This is a genomic window from Streptomyces caelestis (assembly GCF_001279005.1).
Classification (GTDB): Bacteria; Actinomycetota; Actinomycetes; order Streptomycetales; family Streptomycetaceae; genus Streptomyces; species Streptomyces heliomycini.
In genome coordinates, this window is sequence record NZ_LGCN01000063.1 from 71745 (window position 1) to 91256 (window position 19512).

15 protein-coding genes are annotated in these 19512 nt (G+C 75.1%); 11 read left to right on the forward strand and 4 right to left on the reverse strand.

All coding sequences use genetic code 11. The annotated features are described in order from the left end of the window. Positions 1 to 44 precede the first annotated feature (44 nt). Complete coding sequence (locus tag ADK41_RS06425; protein WP_030826207.1) at positions 45 to 740, forward strand: GntR family transcriptional regulator; 696 nt, start codon at positions 45 to 47, stop codon at positions 738 to 740. A gap of 155 nt (positions 741 to 895) precedes the next feature. Here the strand turns inward: ADK41_RS06425 and ADK41_RS06430 are convergent, their stop codons facing one another. Continuing rightward, a complete protein-coding gene (locus ADK41_RS06430) occupies positions 896 to 1177 on the reverse strand; it encodes an HPr family phosphocarrier protein (protein ID WP_030826211.1) in 282 nt (93 codons plus the stop codon). A 171-nt stretch (positions 1178 to 1348) separates the two neighbouring features. On the opposite strand from ADK41_RS06430, the gene ADK41_RS06435 reads away from it, so the two are divergent. From ADK41_RS06435 to ADK41_RS06480, 9 genes are all read left to right on the forward strand, one after another. Next, on the forward strand, positions 1349 to 4270 hold the full coding sequence (locus ADK41_RS06435) for a GNAT family N-acetyltransferase (RefSeq protein WP_030826213.1): 2922 nt from the start codon (positions 1349 to 1351) through the stop codon (positions 4268 to 4270). Between the two features lie 67 nt (positions 4271 to 4337). Continuing rightward, on the forward strand, positions 4338 to 4925 hold the full coding sequence (locus tag ADK41_RS06440) for a DUF5998 family protein (RefSeq protein ID WP_030826216.1): 588 nt from the start codon (positions 4338 to 4340) through the stop codon (positions 4923 to 4925). After that, positions 4925 to 6274 (forward strand): alkaline phosphatase family protein, encoded by a 1350-nt coding sequence (locus tag ADK41_RS06445; RefSeq protein ID WP_234318751.1) that lies wholly within the window; start codon positions 4925 to 4927, stop codon positions 6272 to 6274. Before ADK41_RS06440 ends, ADK41_RS06445 begins: the two co-directional genes overlap by 1 nt. Before the next feature lie 49 nt (positions 6275 to 6323). Continuing rightward, positions 6324 to 6974 (forward strand): thymidine kinase, encoded by a 651-nt coding sequence (locus ADK41_RS06450; RefSeq protein WP_030826225.1) that lies wholly within the window; start codon positions 6324 to 6326, stop codon positions 6972 to 6974. Between the two features lie 334 nt (positions 6975 to 7308). Then, complete coding sequence (locus ADK41_RS06455) at positions 7309 to 8985, forward strand: SWIM zinc finger family protein (RefSeq protein ID WP_030826228.1); 1677 nt, start codon at positions 7309 to 7311, stop codon at positions 8983 to 8985. A 757-nt stretch (positions 8986 to 9742) separates the two neighbouring features. Then, positions 9743 to 10879 carry a hypothetical protein gene (locus ADK41_RS06465; RefSeq protein WP_030826231.1) on the forward strand — a complete coding sequence of 379 codons (1137 nt, stop codon included), beginning with the start codon at positions 9743 to 9745 and terminating at the stop codon, positions 10877 to 10879. Continuing rightward, positions 10876 to 12681, forward strand: coding sequence for an ankyrin repeat domain-containing protein (locus tag ADK41_RS06470; protein ID WP_051843149.1), 1806 nt, complete (start codon positions 10876 to 10878; stop codon positions 12679 to 12681). Before ADK41_RS06465 ends, ADK41_RS06470 begins: the two co-directional genes overlap by 4 nt. Then, entirely contained in the window at positions 12678 to 13865 is a 1188-nt protein-coding gene (locus ADK41_RS06475) for an AAA family ATPase (RefSeq protein ID WP_030826238.1), read from the forward strand. Before ADK41_RS06470 ends, ADK41_RS06475 begins: the two co-directional genes overlap by 4 nt. Positions 13866 to 13876: 11 nt before the next feature. Next, on the forward strand, positions 13877 to 15061 hold the full coding sequence (locus tag ADK41_RS06480) for a vWA domain-containing protein (protein WP_030826240.1): 1185 nt from the start codon (positions 13877 to 13879) through the stop codon (positions 15059 to 15061). Positions 15062 to 15069: 8 nt separating this feature from the next. Here the strand turns inward: ADK41_RS06480 and ADK41_RS38815 are convergent, their stop codons facing one another. The 3 genes from ADK41_RS38815 to ADK41_RS06495 form a co-directional block, all read right to left on the reverse strand. Next, positions 15070 to 15651, reverse strand: coding sequence for a hypothetical protein (locus ADK41_RS38815; RefSeq protein WP_051843150.1), 582 nt, complete (start codon positions 15649 to 15651; stop codon positions 15070 to 15072). Between the two features lie 71 nt (positions 15652 to 15722). Beyond that, positions 15723 to 16358: a hypothetical protein gene (locus ADK41_RS06490; protein WP_030826244.1), complete on the reverse strand. Its 636-nt coding sequence runs from the start codon at positions 16356 to 16358 to the stop codon at positions 15723 to 15725. 136 nt (positions 16359 to 16494) lie between these two features. Further along, positions 16495 to 17127, reverse strand: coding sequence for a hypothetical protein (locus tag ADK41_RS06495; RefSeq protein ID WP_030826247.1), 633 nt, complete (start codon positions 17125 to 17127; stop codon positions 16495 to 16497). Positions 17128 to 17353: 226 nt separating this feature from the next. Here ADK41_RS06495 and ADK41_RS06500 point away from each other — a divergent pair, with 226 nt between their 5' ends. Further along, positions 17354 to 19495, forward strand: a complete 2142-nt coding sequence (locus tag ADK41_RS06500; RefSeq protein ID WP_030826250.1) for a hypothetical protein — start codon at positions 17354 to 17356, stop codon at positions 19493 to 19495. Positions 19496 to 19512: the final 17 nt, after the last annotated feature.

A 19512-nucleotide genomic window follows, 5' to 3' on the forward strand; every position in this document is an offset into this window, starting at 1 on the left:
ACGTCAATCGTCGGCGTTTCACGGGGATTAAGCGGAGGTCGGTCATGCGTATTCCCGCGCACTCGGTGTGCACGGCGATCCGGGACGACATCGTCGCGGGTGTCCACGAGCGCGGCGGCCGGCTCACCGAGGAGGTCCTCGCCCGGCGTTACGGCGTCTCCCGCGTCCCCGTCCGGGAGGCGCTGCGCACGCTGGAGGCCGAGGGGTTCGTGGTGACCCGGCGGCACGCGGGCGCGTGCGTCGCGGAACCCACCGAGCAGGAGGCCGCCGACCTGCTGGAGATGCGCATGCTCCTCGAGCCGCTCGGCGCCTCCCGCGCGGCCCAGCGCCGCACCGAGGCCCATCTGAAGGTGCTGCGCGGCCTGGTCCGGCTGGGGCAGGAACGCGCCCGTCAGGGCCACAGCGACGACCTGCGCTCCCTGAGCGGCTGGTTCCACGAGACGCTCGCCCAGGCCACCGGCAGCCCGGCGCTGACCTCGACGCTGACCCAGCTGCGGCACAAGATCGCCTGGATGTACGCCGCCGAGGGGCCGTCCGACCCGGTCGGGTACTGGGCGGAGCACGGGGCGATCACGGACGCCGTGGCGCGCGGCGACGGCGACCGCGCGCGGTCCCTCACGGCGCTGCACACCGAGCGCGCGAGCGCCGGGCACCGCCTGCGTTTCGCCTCCGGCGCCGGCCGCGCGGACCGTGTGAGGAACGCGCAACATGCCGTAAACATGACGGGTCTCCGGCATTAACAAGGATGCCGTATACAAAGAGGGATCAATTCCGGAGGGGTTATTCGTGCTGCCCGGAAAAGGGAAAGTGAAAGGCCCGCCCGGCGGTCCGGGCGGGCCTTTCGATGCCGCGGGCGGGTCTCCGGTGAAAAGAATATTCCCGCAGCCGTGCGCGCTCAGACGGTCTCGGGGAGCTCCTCGAGACCCTCGGAGACCAGCTTCGCCAGACGGTCCAGGGCGGCGTCGGCGCCCTCGGCGTCGGACGCGAGGACGATCTCCTCGCCGCCCTGGGCGCCCAGGCTCAGAACGGCCAGCATGGAGGCCGCGTTGACCGGGTCGCCCCCGGCCTTGGCGATCGTCACCGGGACGCCTGCGGCCGTGGCGGCTCGGACGAAGATGGAGGCGGGGCGGGCGTGGAGACCCTCGGCCCAGCCGACGTTGACGCGGCGCTCAGCCATGTGTTGCTGCCCTTCACTCTTCAGAGTTGTCTAGACCAGTTTCCCACATCGTGAAGCGTGCCCGGAGCGGCGTCCGCTCCCGGTGGCGGCCGGACCGCGGCCTCGGTCCGGCTGTCGTCCACCACAGACTGCCTCGCGCCGTCGTCGTGCGCGAGCCGTACTCTGGGGCCCATGCAGACCTCGTCGGACCGGCACGAGTACCCCGCCCACTGGGAAGCCGACGTGGTGCTGCGCGACGGCGGCACCGCGCGCATCCGCCCCATCACCGTCGATGACGCCGAGCGCCTGGTCAGCTTCTACGAGCAGGTGTCGGACGAGTCGAAGTACTACCGCTTCTTCGCGCCCTACCCTCGCCTGTCCGCCAAGGACGTCCACCGCTTCACGCACCACGACTTCGTGGACCGGGTGGGACTCGCGGCCACCGTCGGCGGCGAGTTCATCGCCACCGTACGCTACGACCGGATCGCCCCCGACGGCACGCCCGCCTCGGCGCCGGCCGACGAGGCCGAGGTCGCCTTCCTCGTGCAGGACGCCCACCAGGGCCGGGGCGTCGCCTCCGCCCTCCTCGAACACATCGGCGCCGTCGCGCGGGAGCGCGGCATCCGCCGGTTCGCGGCCGAGGTGCTGCCCGCCAACAACAAGATGATCAAGGTGTTCACCGACGCCGGGTACACCCAGAAGCGCAGCTTCGAGGACGGGGTCGTCCGCCTGGAGTTCGACCTCGAGCCCACCGACCGCTCCATGGCCGTGCAGTACGCGCGCGAACAGCGCGCCGAGGCGCGCTCGGTGCAGCGGCTGCTCGCCCCCGGTTCGGTGGCCGTCGTCGGCGCCGGCCGCACACCCGGCGGAGTGGGCCGCAGCGTCCTCGACAACCTCCGGGACACCGGGTTCACCGGTCGGCTGTACGCCGTGAACAAGGCGCTGGGGGAGGGGGAGAAGGAGCTCGGCTCGGTGGCCGCGTTCCGCTCGGTGCGGGACATCGACGGGCCCGTCGACCTCGCGGTCGTCGCGGTGCCCGCCGAGCACGTCCCCGACGTCGTCACCGAGTGCGGCGAGCACGGCGTGCAGGGGCTCGTCGTCGTCTCCGCCGGCTACGCCGAGTCCGGCCCCGACGGCCGCGAACGCCAGCGCGCCCTCGTACGGCAGGCGCGCTCGTACGGGATGCGGATCATCGGCCCGAACGCCTTCGGCGTCATCAACACCTCCCCGGACGTACGGCTGAACGCCTCGCTCGCCCCCCGGATGCCGCGCCCGGGCCGCATCGGGCTGTTCGCCCAGTCCGGCGCCATCGGCGTCGCCCTGCTGTCCCGCCTGCACCGGCGCGGCGGCGGCGTCACCGGCGTCACCGGCGTGTCCACCTTCGTGTCGTCCGGCAACCGGGCCGACGTCTCCGGCAACGACCTCCTGCAGTACTGGTACGAGGACCCCGACACCGACGTCGTCCTGATGTACCTGGAGTCCATCGGCAACCCGCGCAAGTTCACCCGCCTCGCCCGCCGGACCGCGGCGGCCAAGCCGCTGGTCGTGGTCCAGGGCGCCCGCCACGGAGCCGGACCCCGGGGGCACGCCGTACGGGCGACCCGGCTGCCCCACGCGACGGTGTCCGCGCTGCTGCGGCAGGCCGGGGTGATCCGCGTGGACACCATCACCGAACTGGTCGACACGGGCCTGCTGCTCGCCCGCCAGCCCCTGCCGGCCGGCCCCCGGGTGGCGATCCTCGGCAACTCCGAGTCCCTGGGCCTGCTCACCTACGACGCCTGCCTCGCCGAGGGGCTGCGCCCGCACCGCCCGCTGGACCTCAGCACCGCCGCCTCGGCGGCGGACTTCCACGCGGCGCTCTCCCACGCGCTGGCCGACGACACGAGCGACGCGGTCGTCGTGACGGCGATCCCGGCGGTGGGGGAGGGCCCGGTCGGCGACGCGGACCTGGCGCGGGCCCTGAGCTCGGCCGCCGCCGCGACCCCGTCCAAGCCCGTCCTGGTGGTCCACGTGGAACTCGGCGGCCTCGCGGAGGCCCTGTCGGCCGCGACGAGCACGGCGCCCCCGCCGACGACCGGCGCCGTGCCGCAGACGGTGACGTCCGCGGCGTCCCGGCCGCCCGGCGCCACGCCGCCCCCGGCCGCCTGGCCGCCCGCCGGCGGCGGTGCGCCGACCCGCGCGGGTGCGCCGGACCACGCCCGCGCGGCCGTCGACGGCGGCCGGCCGGCCCCCGCCGCACCCCTCGAGGACGCCCACCTCATCCCCGCCTACCCCGCTTCCGAGCGGGCGGTCCGGGCGCTCGCCCACGCCGTCGCGTACGCGCAGTGGCGGCGGGACGCCGCCGAGCCCGGGAAGGTGCCCGAGCACGAGGACATCGACGAGCGGGGCGCGGCGGCGCTCATCGGCGGGCTGCTCGCGCGCGGACAGGGCCTCACCCTCGGCGCGGCCGAGACCTGCGACCTGCTCGGCGCCTACGGCGTCCACGTCCACCGCGCCCTCCCCGCCCCGGACCCCGACACCGCCGCCGAGGCCGCGCGCACCCTCGGCTACCCCGTGGCCCTCAAGGCGACCGCCCCCCACCTGAGGCACCGCGCCGACCTGGGCGGCGTCCGCCTGGACCTGGCCGACGAGGAACAACTGCGCCGGGCGTACGCCGAGTTGACGGAGCTGTTCGGCGCCCCGGTGGAGCTGCGCCCCGTGGTGCAGCGGATGGCCCCGCGCGGTGTCGACACCGTCGTGCGCGCGGTCATCGACCCAGCAGCCGGAGCCGTCCTGTCCTTCGGGCTCGCCGGGCCCCCCTCGCAGCTGCTCGGGGACATGGCGCACCGGCTGATCCCGGTCACCGACCGGGACGCGACCTCGCTGGTGCGCTCGATCCGCACCGCCCCGCTCCTGTTCGGCTGGCGCGGTTCGGCGCCGGTCGACACCCCCGCGCTGGAGGAGCTGATGCTGAGGGTGTCGCGGCTGGTCCACGACCATCCGGAGGTCGTCGCGGTCACCCTGGAACCGGTGGTCGTCGCCCCGCACGGCGTGAGCGTCCTCGACGCCTCCGTGCGCCTCGCCCCGCCGCCCGCCCGCGACGACCTCGGCCCGCGGACCCTCCCCGCGTACTGACCGGCGCCGTGGGGGGAGTGCGCCGAGCGGTGCCTCGCAGTCAGCGGTCCCCCGTAGGATGGGCGTCATGGCCAAGACCAGTACGACGACCCAGGGGCTGCGTGCGGCGATCGAGCGCAGCGGCTACTACCCGGCCCTCGTGGCCGAGGCGGTGGAGGCCGCCGTGGGCGGCGAGCCCATCCGGTCGTACCTGGTCCACCAGGAGACGACGTTCGACCAGAACGAGGTGCGGCGGCACGTCACCGTGCTCGTCCTCACCGGCAACCGCTTCATCGTCAGCCACACCGACGAGCAGGCCGAGGACGGCACCTCCCCGACGCCGTACGCCACCACGTCCACGGAGTCGGTCAAGCTCGGCCGGATCTCGTCGATCGTGGTCAGCCGGGTGGTCGCCAACCCGGAGTCGTACAAGCCGGGCACGCTGCCCCGTGAGATCGTGCTCACCATCGGCTGGGGCGCCGTCTCCCGCATCGACCTGGAGCCGGCCGCCTGCGGCGACCCCAACTGCGAGGCCGACCACGGCTACACGGGCAGCTCCACGGCCGACGACCTGAGCCTGCGCGTCAGCGAGGCCGGCGACGGACCGGAGACGGTGCGCCAGGCGCTCACCTTCGCGCAGGCCCTGTCCGAGGCGACCGCGGACCAGACGCGCTGATGACACAGCCCACCCCCGGCGCGCGACCCGCACCGGGCGCCCAGCCCGCGTCCGGTGCGCGGCCCGTGCCCCGCCCGCCGGCTTCCCGCCCCGCGCCGCCCGCCCGCGCCCCGCGGTCCGCGTCCACCGCCCGGCCGGCGCCCCCCACGCTCCCCGCGCACCCCACCGCCCGGGACGACGCGCCCCCGCGCCCCCTCGCCCTCGACTCCGCGCCCCTGCCCGAGTACGGCACCGGCTCGCTCGCCGACCTGCTGCCCACGCTCGCCGCCGGCATGGGCGTCCCCGGCACGAGCGCCGCGATCCCCGAGCTGGCCCCCGCCGACCGGAACTGCGTGTTCCTGATCGACGGGCTGGGCTGGGAGCAGCTGAGGGCGCACCCCGAGGAAGCCCCCTTCATGACGTCCCTGCTCGCCGCCTCGCGCGGCGGCACCGGCCGTCCGATCACCGCCGGCTACCCGGCCACGACCGCCACCTCCCTGGCCTCCGTCGGCACCGGCCTGCCGCCGGGCGCACACGGCCTGCCCGGCTACACCGTGCGCAACCCGGACACCGGCGAGCTGATGAACCAGCTGCGCTGGCAGCCCTGGGCCCCGCCCGGCCCCTGGCAGCCGTACCCCACCGTCTTCGAGCTGGCCCACCGGGCGGGCGTGCACGCGGCCCAGGTCTCCTCGCCGACCTTCGCCAACACCCCGCTGACCAAGGTCGCGCTCAGCGGCGGGACCTTCCTCGGGCGGCTCTCCGGGGAGGAGCGCGTGGACACCGCGGCCGAGCAGCTCGCCGCCGCCGACCGCGCCCTGGTCTACACGTACTACGCCGAGGTCGACGGCGCCGGCCACCGCTACGGTCTCGACTCCGACACCTGGCGCGGCCAGCTCATGTACGTCGACCGCCTGGTCCAGCGCCTGGCCGAACAACTGCCCCCGCGCAGCGCGCTCTACGTCACCGCCGACCACGGCATGATCGACATCCCCTTCGACGAGGACCACCGCATCGACTTCGACGAGGACTGGGAGCTGAAGGCGGGCGTCGCCCTGCTCGGCGGCGAGGGCCGCGCCCGGCACGTCTACGCCGTACCGGGCGCCGCGGACGACGTGCTGACCTGCTGGCGCGAGGTGCTCGGCGAGCAGTTCTGGGTGGCCTCGCGCGACGAGGCGATCGAGGCGGGCTGGTTCGGGCCGACGGTCGACGCACGCGTGTACCACCGGATCGGCGACGTGATCGCCGCCGCGCGGGACGACGTCCTGCTGATCGCCTCCGAGCGGGAGCCCAGGGAGTCGGCGATGGTCGGCAACCACGGTTCGATGACCCCTGCCGAGCAGCTGGTCCCCCTGCTCGAAGTACGCTCCTGAACTCCTGACGATCCGCCCGCAACCCCTGCCGAAAGGTGCCCGACCTCCCATGCCCGAGCTGGTGTTCTTCTCCGGAACGATGGACTGCGGGAAGTCGACGCTGGCTCTCCAGATCGAGCACAACCGTTCGGCACGCGGTCTGGTCGGCATGATCTTCACCCGCAACGACCGGGCCGGCGAGGGCAAGCTCTCCTCCCGTCTCGGCCTGGTCACGGACGCGGTGGAGGTCGGCGACGGCGCGGACCTGTACGCGCACCTCGTCGACCACCTCTCCCAGGGCCGGCGCGCGGACTACGTGATCGCGGACGAGGCGCAGTTCCTGGCGCCGGAGCAGATCGACCAGCTCGCGCGCGTGGTGGACGACCTGGAGCTCGACGTCTACGCCTTCGGCATCACGACGGACTTCCGCTCCAAGCTGTTCCCCGGCTCCCAGCGGCTGGTGGAGCTGGCCGACCGGGTCGAGGTGCTCCAGGTCGAGGCCCTGTGCTGGTGCGGCGCCCGCGCCACGCACAACGCCCGCACGGTCGGCGGGGTCATGGTCGTCGAGGGTGCCCAGGTGGTCGTCGGCGACGTCACCGGCTCCGCGGACGAGGTCGGCTACGAGGTCCTGTGCCGCCGCCACCACCGCCGCCGCATGACGGCCGCGACGGCCCACGCGGCGGCCCTGTCGCCCGACGTACTGCCGGTCACGTCGGGCTGACCGCGCGGCCGCGGGGCACCGCCGGGTGCGAGGGACGGCAAGGGAACCGCGGGTGTGGGCTCTCGTCGTGCGCCGGCGTGGCCGAGCGACCGGGGGCGGCGGACGTACCGGCCGCGGGTCCGGGGCCTGGGGCGGTGAGAGCCGGAGCCTCAAGGCGGTGGCCGAGAGCCGTGAATCCCACGAGACCGGGGGAGGGACGCGTGGCCGACCGGACACCCGCCGGCACTGGGCGGGTCGAGGGCCGAACTCAGCCTAGAGGGGCCGACTCGCAGCCTCGGCCCCTCTAGGCTGAGGAGCGATCGACTGCACAGTCACGGCAAGGCGGAAGAGGATCATGCGCGGCCTCACCGAGGCGAATCTCAAGACACTGGCCGGCGCCCGTTCCTTCGAACGCGCCCTCGGGTATCTCGACGCGGTGTCCGGGGTCGAGGTGGGTGACGGCCTGGTCACCGCGCGTGTCCATGGGACGGAGCGGTACGAGGCGGAGCTGACCCTGGACGGGCCCGGCGGACTGTCCGGCGCGTGCGACTGCCCGTACGGTCTGGAGGGCAACTTCTGCAAGCACCTGGTCGCCCTCGGCCTGACCGTGCTCGCCCGGCCGGAGAGCCTGTCGCGGCAGCGGAAGACGGCCCGGGAGCGCGCACAGGACCTCGACGGGTGGCTGTCCGCCCTCTCCAAGGGCGAGTTGCTCGCCCTGCTGCGAGAACAGATCGACGAGGACCGGCAGCTGCGGCGCCGCCTGGAACTGCGGGCCGCGAGCGCCCGCGGGGACCTCACCGCGGTCCGGTCCCGTATCCGCGACCTGCTCGACATCGGCCCCTTCGCGCAGTACGGCTACGTCGAGTACGCCGACGCCCGCGCCTACGCCGACCAGGCCCGGCAGGCGGTGTCCGCGATCGGCGCGCTGACCGGCTCGGGCCGGGCCGCCGACGCGATCACCCTGGCGCGGGAGGCGATGCGATTGCTGGCCGAGGCGGTGGAGAGCGTCGACGACTCCGACGGCCGGCTCGGGCGGATCGGCGCGGATCTCGCCGACGCCCACCTCGACGCGTGCCGCGCGGCACGCCCCGACCCCCAGGAGCTCGCACGCTGGCTGGCCGGCCATGTGCTCGGCGACGTCGACGACGGCCTGACCGACATCGATCCGCTCGACTACGACGATGTCCTCGGCGAAGAGGGCATGGCCGTCCTGCGGAAGCTGGCCGTCGAGGCGTGGCGGCGCAACCGCCGCGGCTGGGCGGAGAAGTACCTGATGGAGCGTCTGGCCAAGGCCGGGGGAGACGTCGACGCGGTGATCGCCGTGCACGCGGCCGACCTCGCACCGAGCGGCCACACCCATCTGGTCATCGCCCGCGAGCTGGAGGCCGCCCGGCGTTTCGACGAGGCCCTGGACTGGGCGGAACGCGGTGTCCGGGACGTCCGGGACCTCTCCGCCGTGGACACCGCTCTCGTCGACCACCTCTGCGACCGCTATGCGCGGGCGGGCCGGATCGCCGACGCCGTCGCCGTGCGCCGCGACCACTTCGGCGCCCGCCGCTCACTGCTCGCGTACCAGCAGCTGCGCGCCGCCGCGCGGGCCGCGGACAGCTGGCCGGCCGAGCGCGAGGGAGCCCTCGCCCTGTTGCGCGCCGACGCGGAGCGGCCGGGACAGAGCCGGTACGACGGTCCCGTCCTGATCGACGCCCTGCTCGACGGCAAGGACGTCGACGCCGCCTGGCAGGCCGCTGCCCGAACCGGCGCCCACGACCGGCAGTGGCTCACGCTCGCCGACCGGGCGCGGGCCACCCGTCCCGCCGACGCGCTCGGCGTCTACCTGCGCCTGGCGGAGCCACTGACCAGGGAGACCGGCAACAGGGTCTACGAGCGGCTCGTCGGCCTGTTGCTGAGCATCCGCGACTGCCACCGCAGCCTGGGCACGGAAGGTGAATTCGCCGCTCACGTCACCGCCTTGCGCACCGCACAGAAACGCAAGCGGAACCTGATGCGCCTGATGGACGAACACGGTCTGTGAACCGCATGACGGCTCCGGCGTCCGCCCGGCCCGCGTCGCGGGGCCCGGGGTCCCTCGGACCGGTCGCATGGTCGGTCACCCTGCGGTCATCCCGCCATGCGGGACGACGCGTTGGCGGCCGGATCCCACAGGAACGGACTCGCTCGACGACGTGAGGCCGGCCGCGCTCGACCGCGTCCGCCGGCTCGCCGACCTCCTGGGGCGTCGGCGGACCGATGTCCGGCACGCCATGGGGCACGCGCACCGGCGGTTCAGGGCGGGAGCCGCGACCTGGGCCGGGGCCGGCGGGCGCGCCTTCCCGCCGGCGGGTTCTCGGCGCCGGCCGGTGACCACCAGGTGGAGGGCCCAACGACATCGTGGGGCCCGACGGCATCGTGGATCACATGGTCGATCCAGACCTGGTCTCCGTCGAGTCGCGTCGTCCTCGAGGGCCGAGAGGCCGCCCTTCGCCCGTGGACGAGGCCGGCGCCGCCGCCCGAGGCAGCAGGGGTCACCTGTGCGGGGGTGACGTACAGAGGGCTCCAGTCAAACAAATGATCGACAATGCGGCGGATCCCGCTATGATCTTCCACGGCAAGGCTGTAGCGCAGAGGTCGTCGCGCCCTAGCATCAAGCTGGAGGACGTCGGTTCGAATCCGACCGGCCTTGCCGCCCTTGTCGTGGAGGAACGTCGATTGGCGCCGGTCCGTCCTGGGCGGGCGGAGGGCGGTGCCGCCCCCGGCGGGCCGGGCGCCGGCGATGGACCGGTGGAGTGGTGATGACGCAGCCGACACCCGTGCGCTGCCCGGCGATCGAGCACCCGGACATCCCGGTCGGCGATCCGGCCGGCCTGGACCCGCTGCTGGCCAGGCTGCGGTCGGACCGGGCGGTCGGGGCCGACGAGGCGTTCCCGCTCGGCACCCTGCGCGCGGACGGCCGTGTCGACCTGTGCAAGCAGGGGCTCGGAGCGGCCGGCGCCGCCCGGCTGATGCCCGTCGCGGCCGGCTCGCCGCACGCCCGGCACGTCCTGCTCGGCACCAACGCCATCGGCGACGAAGGGGCGTCGACGGTCGCCCGCGCGCTCGCCGACGGCCACGGCCTGCACACCCTCTACCTCGGCTGCAACCGCATCGGCCCGGAGGGCGCCGCCGCGCTCGCCGGCGCGCTCTCCACGGACGACACCGTCCGCGCCCTGTGGCTCAAGCGCAACCCGGTGGGCGACGACGGCGCCGCGGCCCTCGCCGCGATGCTCCGCCGCAACACCACGCTGCGCACCCTCGACCTGGTCAACACCGGTGTCACCACCGGGAGTCTGCGCGCGCTGCTCGACGCCCTCACCGGCCGCCCGCGCCCGGTGGAACGCCTCTTCCTCGGGGGGAACGGCCTGACCGCCGACGCCGCCGGCCTGCTGGCGGCGCTGATCCGGGAGGCGGGCGTGCGCGAGCTCTACCTGCCCGCCAACCACCTGGGCGACGAGGGCGCCGCCGTCCTCGCGGCGGCCGCCGCCGACTCCGGACGGCCGGTGCGCCTGGGCCTGGGCGGCAACGGCATCGGCCCCGCCGGAGCGCGCGCCCTCGCCGACGCCCTGGGCGCCATCGAGGCGCTCGACCTGGGACGGCCCATGTCGGAGCGGAGCCTCGGCGCCCCCGCCAACGCCACCGGCGACGAAGGCGCCCGCGCGCTGGCCGCCGCGCTCCCGGGCAGCCCGCTGCGCCGACTGGAGCTGTGCCACACCGGGCTCACCGGACGGGGCGCGAAGTCCCTGCTGGCGGCGGTGCCGGACGACTCACCGCTGGAGTACGTCGGTCTGGGGCCGGGACTGCCCCGGAAGGTGAAGCGCTCCTTCACCCAGCGCCTGCGGCCCGGGGCCGGGGCCCATCCCGACCTGCGCGCGATAGGAAGTGTCTACCGGTGAACAGCCGCCCCGAACCGCCCTGCTTCTCCCCGGAGGAGGCGGCGAGCCGGCGACGCGTCCGCCGCTACGCGGTGCCCCGGCGGATGATCGAGCGCGCGACCGAGCGCCGTACGGCCGGCGACTGGCGGGGAGCGTGCGCGGCGGCCCTGGTGGACGTCGACATCGACCTGCCGGAGGTCGCCGAGCACTGCGGCGACGACGTCGCCGCGGCGCTGGAGGACGACCTGCGCCACCTGGTCCCGGATCTGGTGCGCTGGCACCTGCCCCGGGTGCTGGGCGGATGGACCACCCTCGACACCGACCGGACCGTCGTCCTCGCCCGCTACCGGCCGGTGCGGGCGGGCGAAGGCCCCCGTTCCACGCCGTACCTGCACCTCACCACGCCCGCGATGCGAGAGGGCCCGCAGCGGATCACCCTGCGGTTCCGCACCGTCGCGGACGAGAGGACCGCCGGCGTCTTCGGGAGCCGGACCGAGGACTGGCGCTACGCCCGGCACCTGTGGGACGCGCGGCACACCGCCGAACTGCGCGAGCGGTGCGGCGGCGGCGCCGAACGGCCCCCCTTCTTCCACGCCGACGGCCGACCGCGCCGTACGGACGAACTGCCCACCGCCGATCCCGGCCCCGCCGACGCGGCGGCCCGGGCCGAGTGGGTCACCCTGCTGCACCAGAAGGGCGAGGTCGAGGCGGCCTTCGCCGCCTCCGGGATCGAACTCGACCTGACACCCCCGACCGGTCCCGGCTGGTACCGGGCCGATCCGGCGGCGCTCCTCGGCAGGCTCGCGTTCGACCACACCCGCCTGGAGCGGGAGGTCCGCCGGCTGACGGGCGAGGGCGTCGGCGACCGCTTCCTCGTCGTCGGCGACTGGCGCACCCGCGTCCTGCTGGAGCCGACGGGCGCCGGTCTCGGGGTGAGGGCCGCCGGCCGCGAGGAGTCCAAGGACCTGCCCTTCCTGGCCGAGGCACTCTGGCGCAGGCTCCCCGACCTCGACCTGCTGCGCGTCGGCGGGGTCGAGCCGGAACACCTGCACCCACTGGTCCGCGAGGCGCTGTTCCCCGGCCTCCGGGCCGCCGACGGGACCGGCGGCCCGCCGGGCCCCGGTCTCCCCGAACCCGTCCGGGTGCGCTGCCGGGGCGCATGGCACGAGGTGGGCTTCCGCCCCGGCGGTCTGCTCCGCATGCCGCACAGCGACGAGGAGCAGCGGCGCGAGCGGGCCCTGCGCGCCTTCGGCGGCGCGGTCGCCGGGTGCTTCGCCGTCGAGCAGACCTGGGCGTCGGGCGACGGCCGGCTGCCGAAGGCGCTGCGCGCCCAGCGCCGGGACCTGTTCCTGCGCGCCCAGCACGGCGACACCCACGGCGTGCTCCAGCTCCTGGACGCGGGCGTGGACCCCCGGGTCCGCGACGCCTTCGGACGCTCGCTGCTCCACGTCCTGCACCTCCTCGACCACGAACCGCTGCTGCCCCGGCTGCTCGCGGCGGGGCTCGACCTGGAGGCCAGGGACCGGCGGGAGCGCACACCGCTTTTCACGGCGGTCAACGACGGCGGTTCCCGGGCCCTCGTGGAGGCGTTCCTCGCCGCCGGCGCCCGGACCGACGTGGCCGACCAGTCGGAGCTGTCGCTGGCCCACCTCGTCCGCCGGTACAAGCGGTCCGATCTGATCTTCCTGCGGCGGCGGGTGCGGGAGGAACATCCGGACGCCGGCGGCGACTGGTGGGAGGACTGGATGGACCAGTACGAGAGATACCGCGAGGACGAGTACGACGGCGAGGACGAGTACGACGGCGAGGACGTGCCCCTGTGAACACCGGCCCAGGCCCGCTGGCCGCCGCGGACGACCTCGTCGCCAGACTGCGCGCCCGGCGCACCGAACCCGCCGCCAGCCCGCAACTGGAGGCGCTCGCGCTGGCCGTGACGGCCAACCAGCCGGTCCTGCTGTGGGGCGAGCCGGGCATCGGCAAGTCGGCCGGCCTGGAGCAGCTCGCCGCCGGACTCGGCCTCCCGCTGGAGACGGTCATCGCCAGCGTGCACGAGCCGTCGGACTTCGCGGGGCTGCCGATCGTCGGGGACGACCCGGCCACCACCGGTGTGCCGATGGCCCCGCCCGACTGGGCGGTCCGGCTCACCCGCGCCGGACAGGGCCTGCTCTTCTTCGACGAACTGTCCTCCGCGCCCCCGGCCGTGCAGGCGGCGCTGCTGCGGGTCGTCCTCGAACGCCGGGTCGGCAGCCTCGTCCTGCCCGACGCGGTGCGCATCGTCGCCGCCGCCAACCCGCCCTCCAGCGCCGCCGACGGCTGGCACCTCAGCCCGCCGCTCGCCAACCGCTTCGTCCACCTCGACTGGACCCACGACCCGGCCACGGTCGCCCGCGGCATGGCCGGCACCTGGCCGGAGGCGGCCGTCCCCGCGGTCGATCCGGCCAAGGCGCCCGGCGCCGTCGCGCGGGCCCGCGGCGCCGTCTCCGGGTTCCTCACGGCCCGCCCCGGCCTGGTCCACCACATCCCCGCCGACGCCGAGAGCCGGGGCCGCTCCTGGCCGTCCCCGCGCACCTGGGAGATGGCGCTGCGGCTGCTCGCCACGGCGTACGCGACCGGCGCCGGCCGCGAGGCGACGGCCGCCGCGCTCACCGGCGCCGTCGGGGACGGCGCGGGCATCGAACTGCTGTCGTACCTGGAGCACCTCGACCTGCCCGACCCCGAGCGGGTCCTGGCCGACCCCGACGCGTTCGCCCTGCCCGAGCGCGGCGACCGCCAGCTGGCCTTCCTCATCGCGATCGTCGCCGCCGTCCAGAGCGACCTCACCCGGCCCCGCTGGGAGGCCGGCTGGGCGGTCCTGGCCAAGGCCGTGGACGCGGGTGTGCCGGACGTGGCCGCCCGGGCCGCCACCGACCTCGCGTCGATGCGCCGGCTCGACTGGCCCGTACCCCCCGGCATCGACGGGTTCCTGGACCTGCTGCGGCTGTCCGGGGCCCTGCCCGGCGGCCGCTGAGGCCCACGGGCATGACGGAACCCGGCAGCCGCCTGGACAGGACCAAACTGCTCGCCGCCCGCTACCGCGCGGCCCACGACCGCCCCTACCTGGCGTCGGCCCTGTACGCCCTCACCGTCGTGGCGAGCCACGAGGTGCCGACCATGGGCGTGGACCGGCACTGGCGCTGCTACGTGTCGCCCGCCTTCGTCGACGCGACCCCGGTGGAGGAACTCGCCGGCGTGTGGATCCACGAGGCGGCGCACCTGCTGCGCGACCACCACGGCCGGGCCGGCCGGCTCCCCGCCGCCGAGCAGCGCGACCGGTACCGCGTCAACGTCGCCCAGGACTGCGAGATCAACGACGACCTCCTCGCCGACGGCCTGCGCCTGCCCGCCGGACGCGTCGAGCCCCGCCTCTTCGGCCTGCCCGACGGGCAGCTGTTCGAGGCGTACCTGCCCGGACTGCCCCCTCACGTACGCGAGCACGACTGCGGATCGGGCGCCCACGGCCGTCCCGCGCCCTGGGAACTCCCCGGATCCGCCGGCCCCGCCGCCCTCGGCGACGTCGAGGCCCAGGCGCTGCGCCGGCACACCGCCGAGGCGATGCGCGCCCACCACCGTTCCCGCGGCACCCTGCCCGCGGGCTGGCAGCGCTGGGCCGAGCAGGTCCTGGAACCCACGGTGGACTGGCGGCAGGCGCTGTCCGGCGCGGTCCGGGAGGCCGCCGCGTGGGCCGGCGGGGCCGTCGACTACACCTACCGCCGCCCTTCGCGCCGCACCCCGGCGCTGCGCGGCGTCGTCCTGCCCAGCCTGCGCCGCCCGCTGCCCCGGGTGGCCGTCGTCGTCGACACCTCGGGCTCGATGGGCGACGAGGAACTCGCCGCCGCCCTGGGCGAGGTCACGGGCGTCCTGCGCGAGGTCGGCGTGCGCGGCAACCGCGTCACCGTCCTCGCCTGCGACGCCGACGTGCACGCCGTGTCCCGGGTGACGGCCACCGAGCAGATCACCCTCGGCGGCGGGGGCGGCACCGACATGCGCGTCGGCATCGACGCCGCCCTCGCGGCCCGCGACCGCCCGTCCATCGTCGTCGTCCTCACCGACGGCCACACCCCCTGGCCCGCCGAAACCCCGTCCTGCCGCCTGATCGCGGCCCTGATCGGCGAGGACCCGCCCCAGCCCCCGCACTGGGTGGAGACGGTACGGGTCCCCGCCTGACGGCATGGTCAGTCGCCGAGGGTGAACGCGAGGGCGCCCGCGCGCAGTTCGTCCTCGGTCTGGGTGAGGCCGCCGCGGTGGGAGACCTCGACCGTGTAGAACTTCGAGCCCGGCGTGATGTCGTCGACCGTGAAGGGGAACTCGCAGCCCAGCTCCGTCTTCCGGCCGAGGCCCAGACCGCCCTTGGCGACGAGGGTCCCGGCGGCGTCGGTGACGCTGACCTGGGCGCCGAAGTCGATGTCGGAGTAGCCGTCCGTTCCGGTACACGGGTCGCCGGAGTCGAGACCCGCGCCGATCCCGGTGACGGTGAGCGTCCCGTCGGTGCTGAACGTCTCTTCCGAGCCGTCGGCCAGCGACACCCCCGCCCAGCAGGCTCCCACCACGGCGGCCCCGAGGCCGGCGCCGATCGCGAGGACGGTGCCGCGCGACAGCCGCGACCAGCGGGAGGCGGACGCGGTCGGCGGGTGGTCGGGCAGTGCGGGGAGCGGCCCGGCGGGCGCGAGGGCCGGCTCCTCGGCCGTTCCCCGGCTCGTTTCGGAGACCTCGGCCGGGGCCGGGGGAGGGGTGGGCTGCTGCTCGGGGGAGGACATCGCGGAACTTCCTTTCGGCACGAGGGCGCGGAGGTGTGGCGGGAGGAGGGCGTGGCGAGCGGACACGGGGCTCAGCCCCGGCCGTGCCGGTACTCGGCCAGCGCCCCGCTCGCCCAGAGCAGGACCAGCCGGGGTATCTCGATCGCCGGCACCCTGCCGCGCACGGAGCGCAGGCCGAGCTTGGCCAGGGAGTCGGCGGCCTCGTTGAGCGGGTTGCCGACGTGGGCCTTCTCGTGGACGAAGGTGAGGCCGGGCGTGTACTCGGCGTACATCTGCAGCTTGGCGAGGCTGGGCCGGCGGCCCTGCGAACGCAGCCGGGTCTCGTACCCGTCCGGCATCCGGTAGCCGCCGCCCTGCCACTCGTGCAGGAGGTCCAGGGCGTCGAGGTTGTCGACGCGCACCTCGACGGGCCGGCCGGGATGCGCCGCGAAGATCCGCCGCAGTCCCCAGTACACGGCCCGGAGTTCGGTGACGACGACGCGGACGCGGGGTGCGGTGAGGTGCTGCGGGTAGGCGTGGGCGCGCAGTCCGGTCTCGCCGGTGGTGGCGAGGTAGCCGGTGCCGACCTTGTCGCCGGCGACGGAGGCGTCCGTGGCGAGGACGATCGGCGTCCGGGAGACGGCCTTGACCACGCCGTCGAAGTGGACCTGCGGACGGCCCTTGAGGGTGGGGCGGGGTGCGTGGGCGAGCGGGGAACGGCGGCCCATCGGCGGACCCTCCTGTTCACGTCGGACGGGTGGCGGAAAGGGGGAGGGGAAGGGCAGGCGGTCCGTTTTCGGCGGGCCGCCCGCCCCGGGTCCGCCGCGTCCCCCCCACGAGCGCGGCGGCGTGTGCGGCGGCCGGTCAGCCGACCTTGGTCCACTCCTGGCAGCCGTTGGTCTCGAAGTACTCGCCCTTGTCGACCGTCACCCGACCCTGACCCTGGAGGTTCGCGTTGGCGATGATCGCGTCGAACTCCCCGGAGGCGTTCTTGGCGCGCGCCCAGTAGCAGTTCTCGATGATGCCGCCCTTGTCGGGCCCGGCGGTCCTGTACGTGCCGGCCTGCATGTCCTCGCCGACGAGGTACTGGCCGTCGCCCTCGACCGTGGTGGCCGCTCCGGGCTTCTTGGCCGGCTTCGGCGTGACCGTGACCTTCTCGGTGACCGTGGCGGCCGGCTCCGGCTCGCCGGCCTCGGTGACCGCGGCCGCGGTCTCGGTGACGGTGACGGCCGGGGCGGGAGAGGCGGAGTCGTCCTTGTCGCCGGACTCCCCGTCGCCGCCGATGCCCGCGCCGATCACGAGGGCGACGAGCGCGGTCGCGCCGTGGGTGAGCCAGGCCTTGCGGCGCGACGGCTTCGGCTCCGCCGGCATGCCCGCCGGAGGCTGCCCGGCGCCGGCCGGCGGGACCGGCATCGGCGGTACGGCGCCCCAGCTCGGCGCGTTCCCGGAACCGGAGGGGCCGGGGGTGCTGGGCGGGGTCGAGGGCGGGTGGCTCATCGCGGTGGTCCTCCGGTTCGGCGTCGTGGCGCTTGCTGGTCACAAGGTGCCCGCCGTTCCATTGATGCGGTGAGGAGATCACTGATAACCCGTATTATCAGGTGAGTTTCCCTCCGTGATTCCGGCCTCGCTATAGATTGCTGACGTCCGCCTCACCGAAGAGGGGTGGACCGCGAGGCGGGGAAGCCGGCCTCGGTGACCCGGGGGAGAGGGGGGGACACGTCCGATGACGACGCACACGACCGCGCGGACGCCCTCCGCCATCCTGCCCGAAACCCCGGCCTGGCGGATCACGTATGCCGAGATCGCCGCCCTCGCCCAGGTCAAGCGCCCGGTCCCCACCACCTGGGCCCGCCGCCACCCCGACTTCCCCGCACCTGTCGCCCACGAGGACGGTCGTCCCCTGTTCGACGCCCGCGCGGTCGTCGACTGGCTCGCCTCCACCGGCCGAGGCAACACCGACCCCCGTCGGCTCCGCGCCGAGCTCGCCCTGCACACCCTGGCCGCCTGGCGCACCCCGGCCCTGTCCGCGTCCGCCCTGCTCGGCGCGCTGACCTCCCTGGTCTGCCTGCACCAGCAGCTCGATGCCCCCGTCGCCGACGGCCGCCCCTGGCACATGCTCCTGGAGCGGGCCGCCGACCTCGACCCCGACGACCGCTTCCTCCTCTCCGAGCTGCGGGCCCTGCCCGACCCCGACCGCACCGGACCGGCCCTCGCCCACCTCGCCGACGAACTGATCGACGCCGCCTACAACCCCGCCGAGGCCTTCGACTGGATCCTCCAGGCCCGCCACCGCCTCGGCTCCCACACCCCGGCCGCCGACGGGCCCACCCCGGCCGTGGTCCGCGCCCTCGCCGCCCTCTCCGGGGTCGACACCCTCGACGAGGGTGCGGTGATCGCCGTCCCGCACGCCTGCTCCGGCGACCTCCCGGCCGCCCTCCACGACCGCGCCGCCGAGGACTCCGGCCACGTCTACCTCGCCGCCGACCCCGACCCGGCCCGCGTGCGCCTGGTCCGGCGGCGGATGCTGGTGCGCGGGGTATACGAGTTCCGGCTCGACGTCGTCGAGGGCGAGGAACTGACCGCCGACGAGTGGGGCTACCCGCACCTCCTCGTCTGCGCCCTCCCCTACGAGGCCGCCGAGACCCGCGACCCGAAGGCGGTCCTGGACCAGGTCGCCGCCCTCACCGACTACCTCGACACCGGAGCCACCGCCGTCGTCCTCGGACCCGCCGACGTCCTCACCGGCCCCCTCGCCCGGCACGGCGACGCCGACCGCCTGCGCCGCTCCTTCCTGAAGCCCGGTTTACTCAAGGCGGCGATCAGCCTCCCCGACGGCGCCTACGCCTACCGCCCCGGCTACCGCACGGCGGTCTGGATCCTCGCCCGCGTCCCCGAGGAGCAGCGCACGGGTCTCGTTCTCCTCGCGGACTACTCCGCCAGGCCGCTGACCGAGCCCGTCCTCGACGCGCTCGCCGAGGACATCGCCATCTGGCGTGCCTTGGGATGGACCCTCGACCGGCGTCACGAACCGCGCCATGCCGCCGTCGTCCACGGCACCGACCTGGACGGCAGTCCCGGTGCCGCGTTCACTCCGCAGCACCGCACGCCCGCGTCCCGGCACCTGCGGACGGTGGTGGAACGCCCGGCGGTCATCGCGGACCTGGAGCGTCGCCTGGGTGAGCTCCACGAACGTGCGCGGGCCGGCGAACTCCGGCTGCACGCCCGGGCGGAACTGCGCCCGGAGAACCAGCCGGTCCGCCGTACGTCCGTCGGCCACCTCCTGCGCGCCCGCCGCCTGCGCCGCCGCCCCGGCCACCGCTTCGCCCCCGAACACCTCACCTCCGAGGGCCACTACACGGTCCTCACCCCCGAGGAGATCCTCGGCACCGCCCGCATCGGCGACCGTCACATCGACCGGGGCATCCTGCTCACGGCCTACGAGCACGCCCAGTTCACCGAGCCCGGGGATCTTGTGGTCACCGCCCACCCGCAGTTCGGCGTGTACGTCGACGTGGAGGGCGTCTCGCTGGTCGCGGCCCCGGCCCGCATCCTGCGCATCCACCCGGACGCCGATCCGCCGGTGCGACCCCGGGTGCTGGCCGCGCTGCTGCGGGCGGCGGCGGGGGAGCACACCCGCACCAGCGGCGCCGTGCGCGCGTCCCGCCGTATCGAGGACTTGGTCGTCCCCGACCTGGGCAGCGCCGAGGCCGACTTGTACGAGGCCGTCCTCGCCGAGGTCGAGAGCCGTGCGGCCCTGCTGCGCGAGCAGACGGCCGCGCTCGACGACCTGACCCGCGTGATGGCGGCCGGCATGACCGACGGCACGCTCACCATCCAGCCACTTCCGCACACCGACGTCCACTGAAGGAGACGGCCCACCCG

Bases quoted from the DNA above. Each gene is read 5' to 3' on its own strand.
- ADK41_RS06425 (WP_030826207.1), top strand. From the start codon at position 45: ATGCGTATTCCCGCGCACTCGGTGTGCACGGCGATCCGGGACGACATC.
- ADK41_RS06430 (WP_030826211.1), bottom strand. From the start codon at position 1,177: ATGGCTGAGCGCCGCGTCAACGTCGGCTGGGCCGAGGGTCTCCACGCC.
- ADK41_RS06435 (WP_030826213.1), top strand. From the start codon at position 1,349: ATGCAGACCTCGTCGGACCGGCACGAGTACCCCGCCCACTGGGAAGCC.
- ADK41_RS06440 (WP_030826216.1), top strand. From the start codon at position 4,338: ATGGCCAAGACCAGTACGACGACCCAGGGGCTGCGTGCGGCGATCGAG.
- ADK41_RS06445 (WP_234318751.1), top strand. From the start codon at position 4,925: ATGACACAGCCCACCCCCGGCGCGCGACCCGCACCGGGCGCCCAGCCC.
- ADK41_RS06450 (WP_030826225.1), top strand. From the start codon at position 6,324: ATGCCCGAGCTGGTGTTCTTCTCCGGAACGATGGACTGCGGGAAGTCG.
- ADK41_RS06455 (WP_030826228.1), top strand. From the start codon at position 7,309: ATGCGCGGCCTCACCGAGGCGAATCTCAAGACACTGGCCGGCGCCCGT.
- ADK41_RS06465 (WP_030826231.1), top strand. From the start codon at position 9,743: ATGACGCAGCCGACACCCGTGCGCTGCCCGGCGATCGAGCACCCGGAC.
- ADK41_RS06480 (WP_030826240.1), top strand. From the start codon at position 13,877: ATGACGGAACCCGGCAGCCGCCTGGACAGGACCAAACTGCTCGCCGCC.
- ADK41_RS38815 (WP_051843150.1), bottom strand. From the start codon at position 15,651: ATGTCCTCCCCCGAGCAGCAGCCCACCCCTCCCCCGGCCCCGGCCGAG.
- ADK41_RS06490 (WP_030826244.1), bottom strand. From the start codon at position 16,358: ATGGGCCGCCGTTCCCCGCTCGCCCACGCACCCCGCCCCACCCTCAAG.
- ADK41_RS06495 (WP_030826247.1), bottom strand. From the start codon at position 17,127: ATGAGCCACCCGCCCTCGACCCCGCCCAGCACCCCCGGCCCCTCCGGT.
- ADK41_RS06500 (WP_030826250.1), top strand. From the start codon at position 17,354: ATGACGACGCACACGACCGCGCGGACGCCCTCCGCCATCCTGCCCGAA.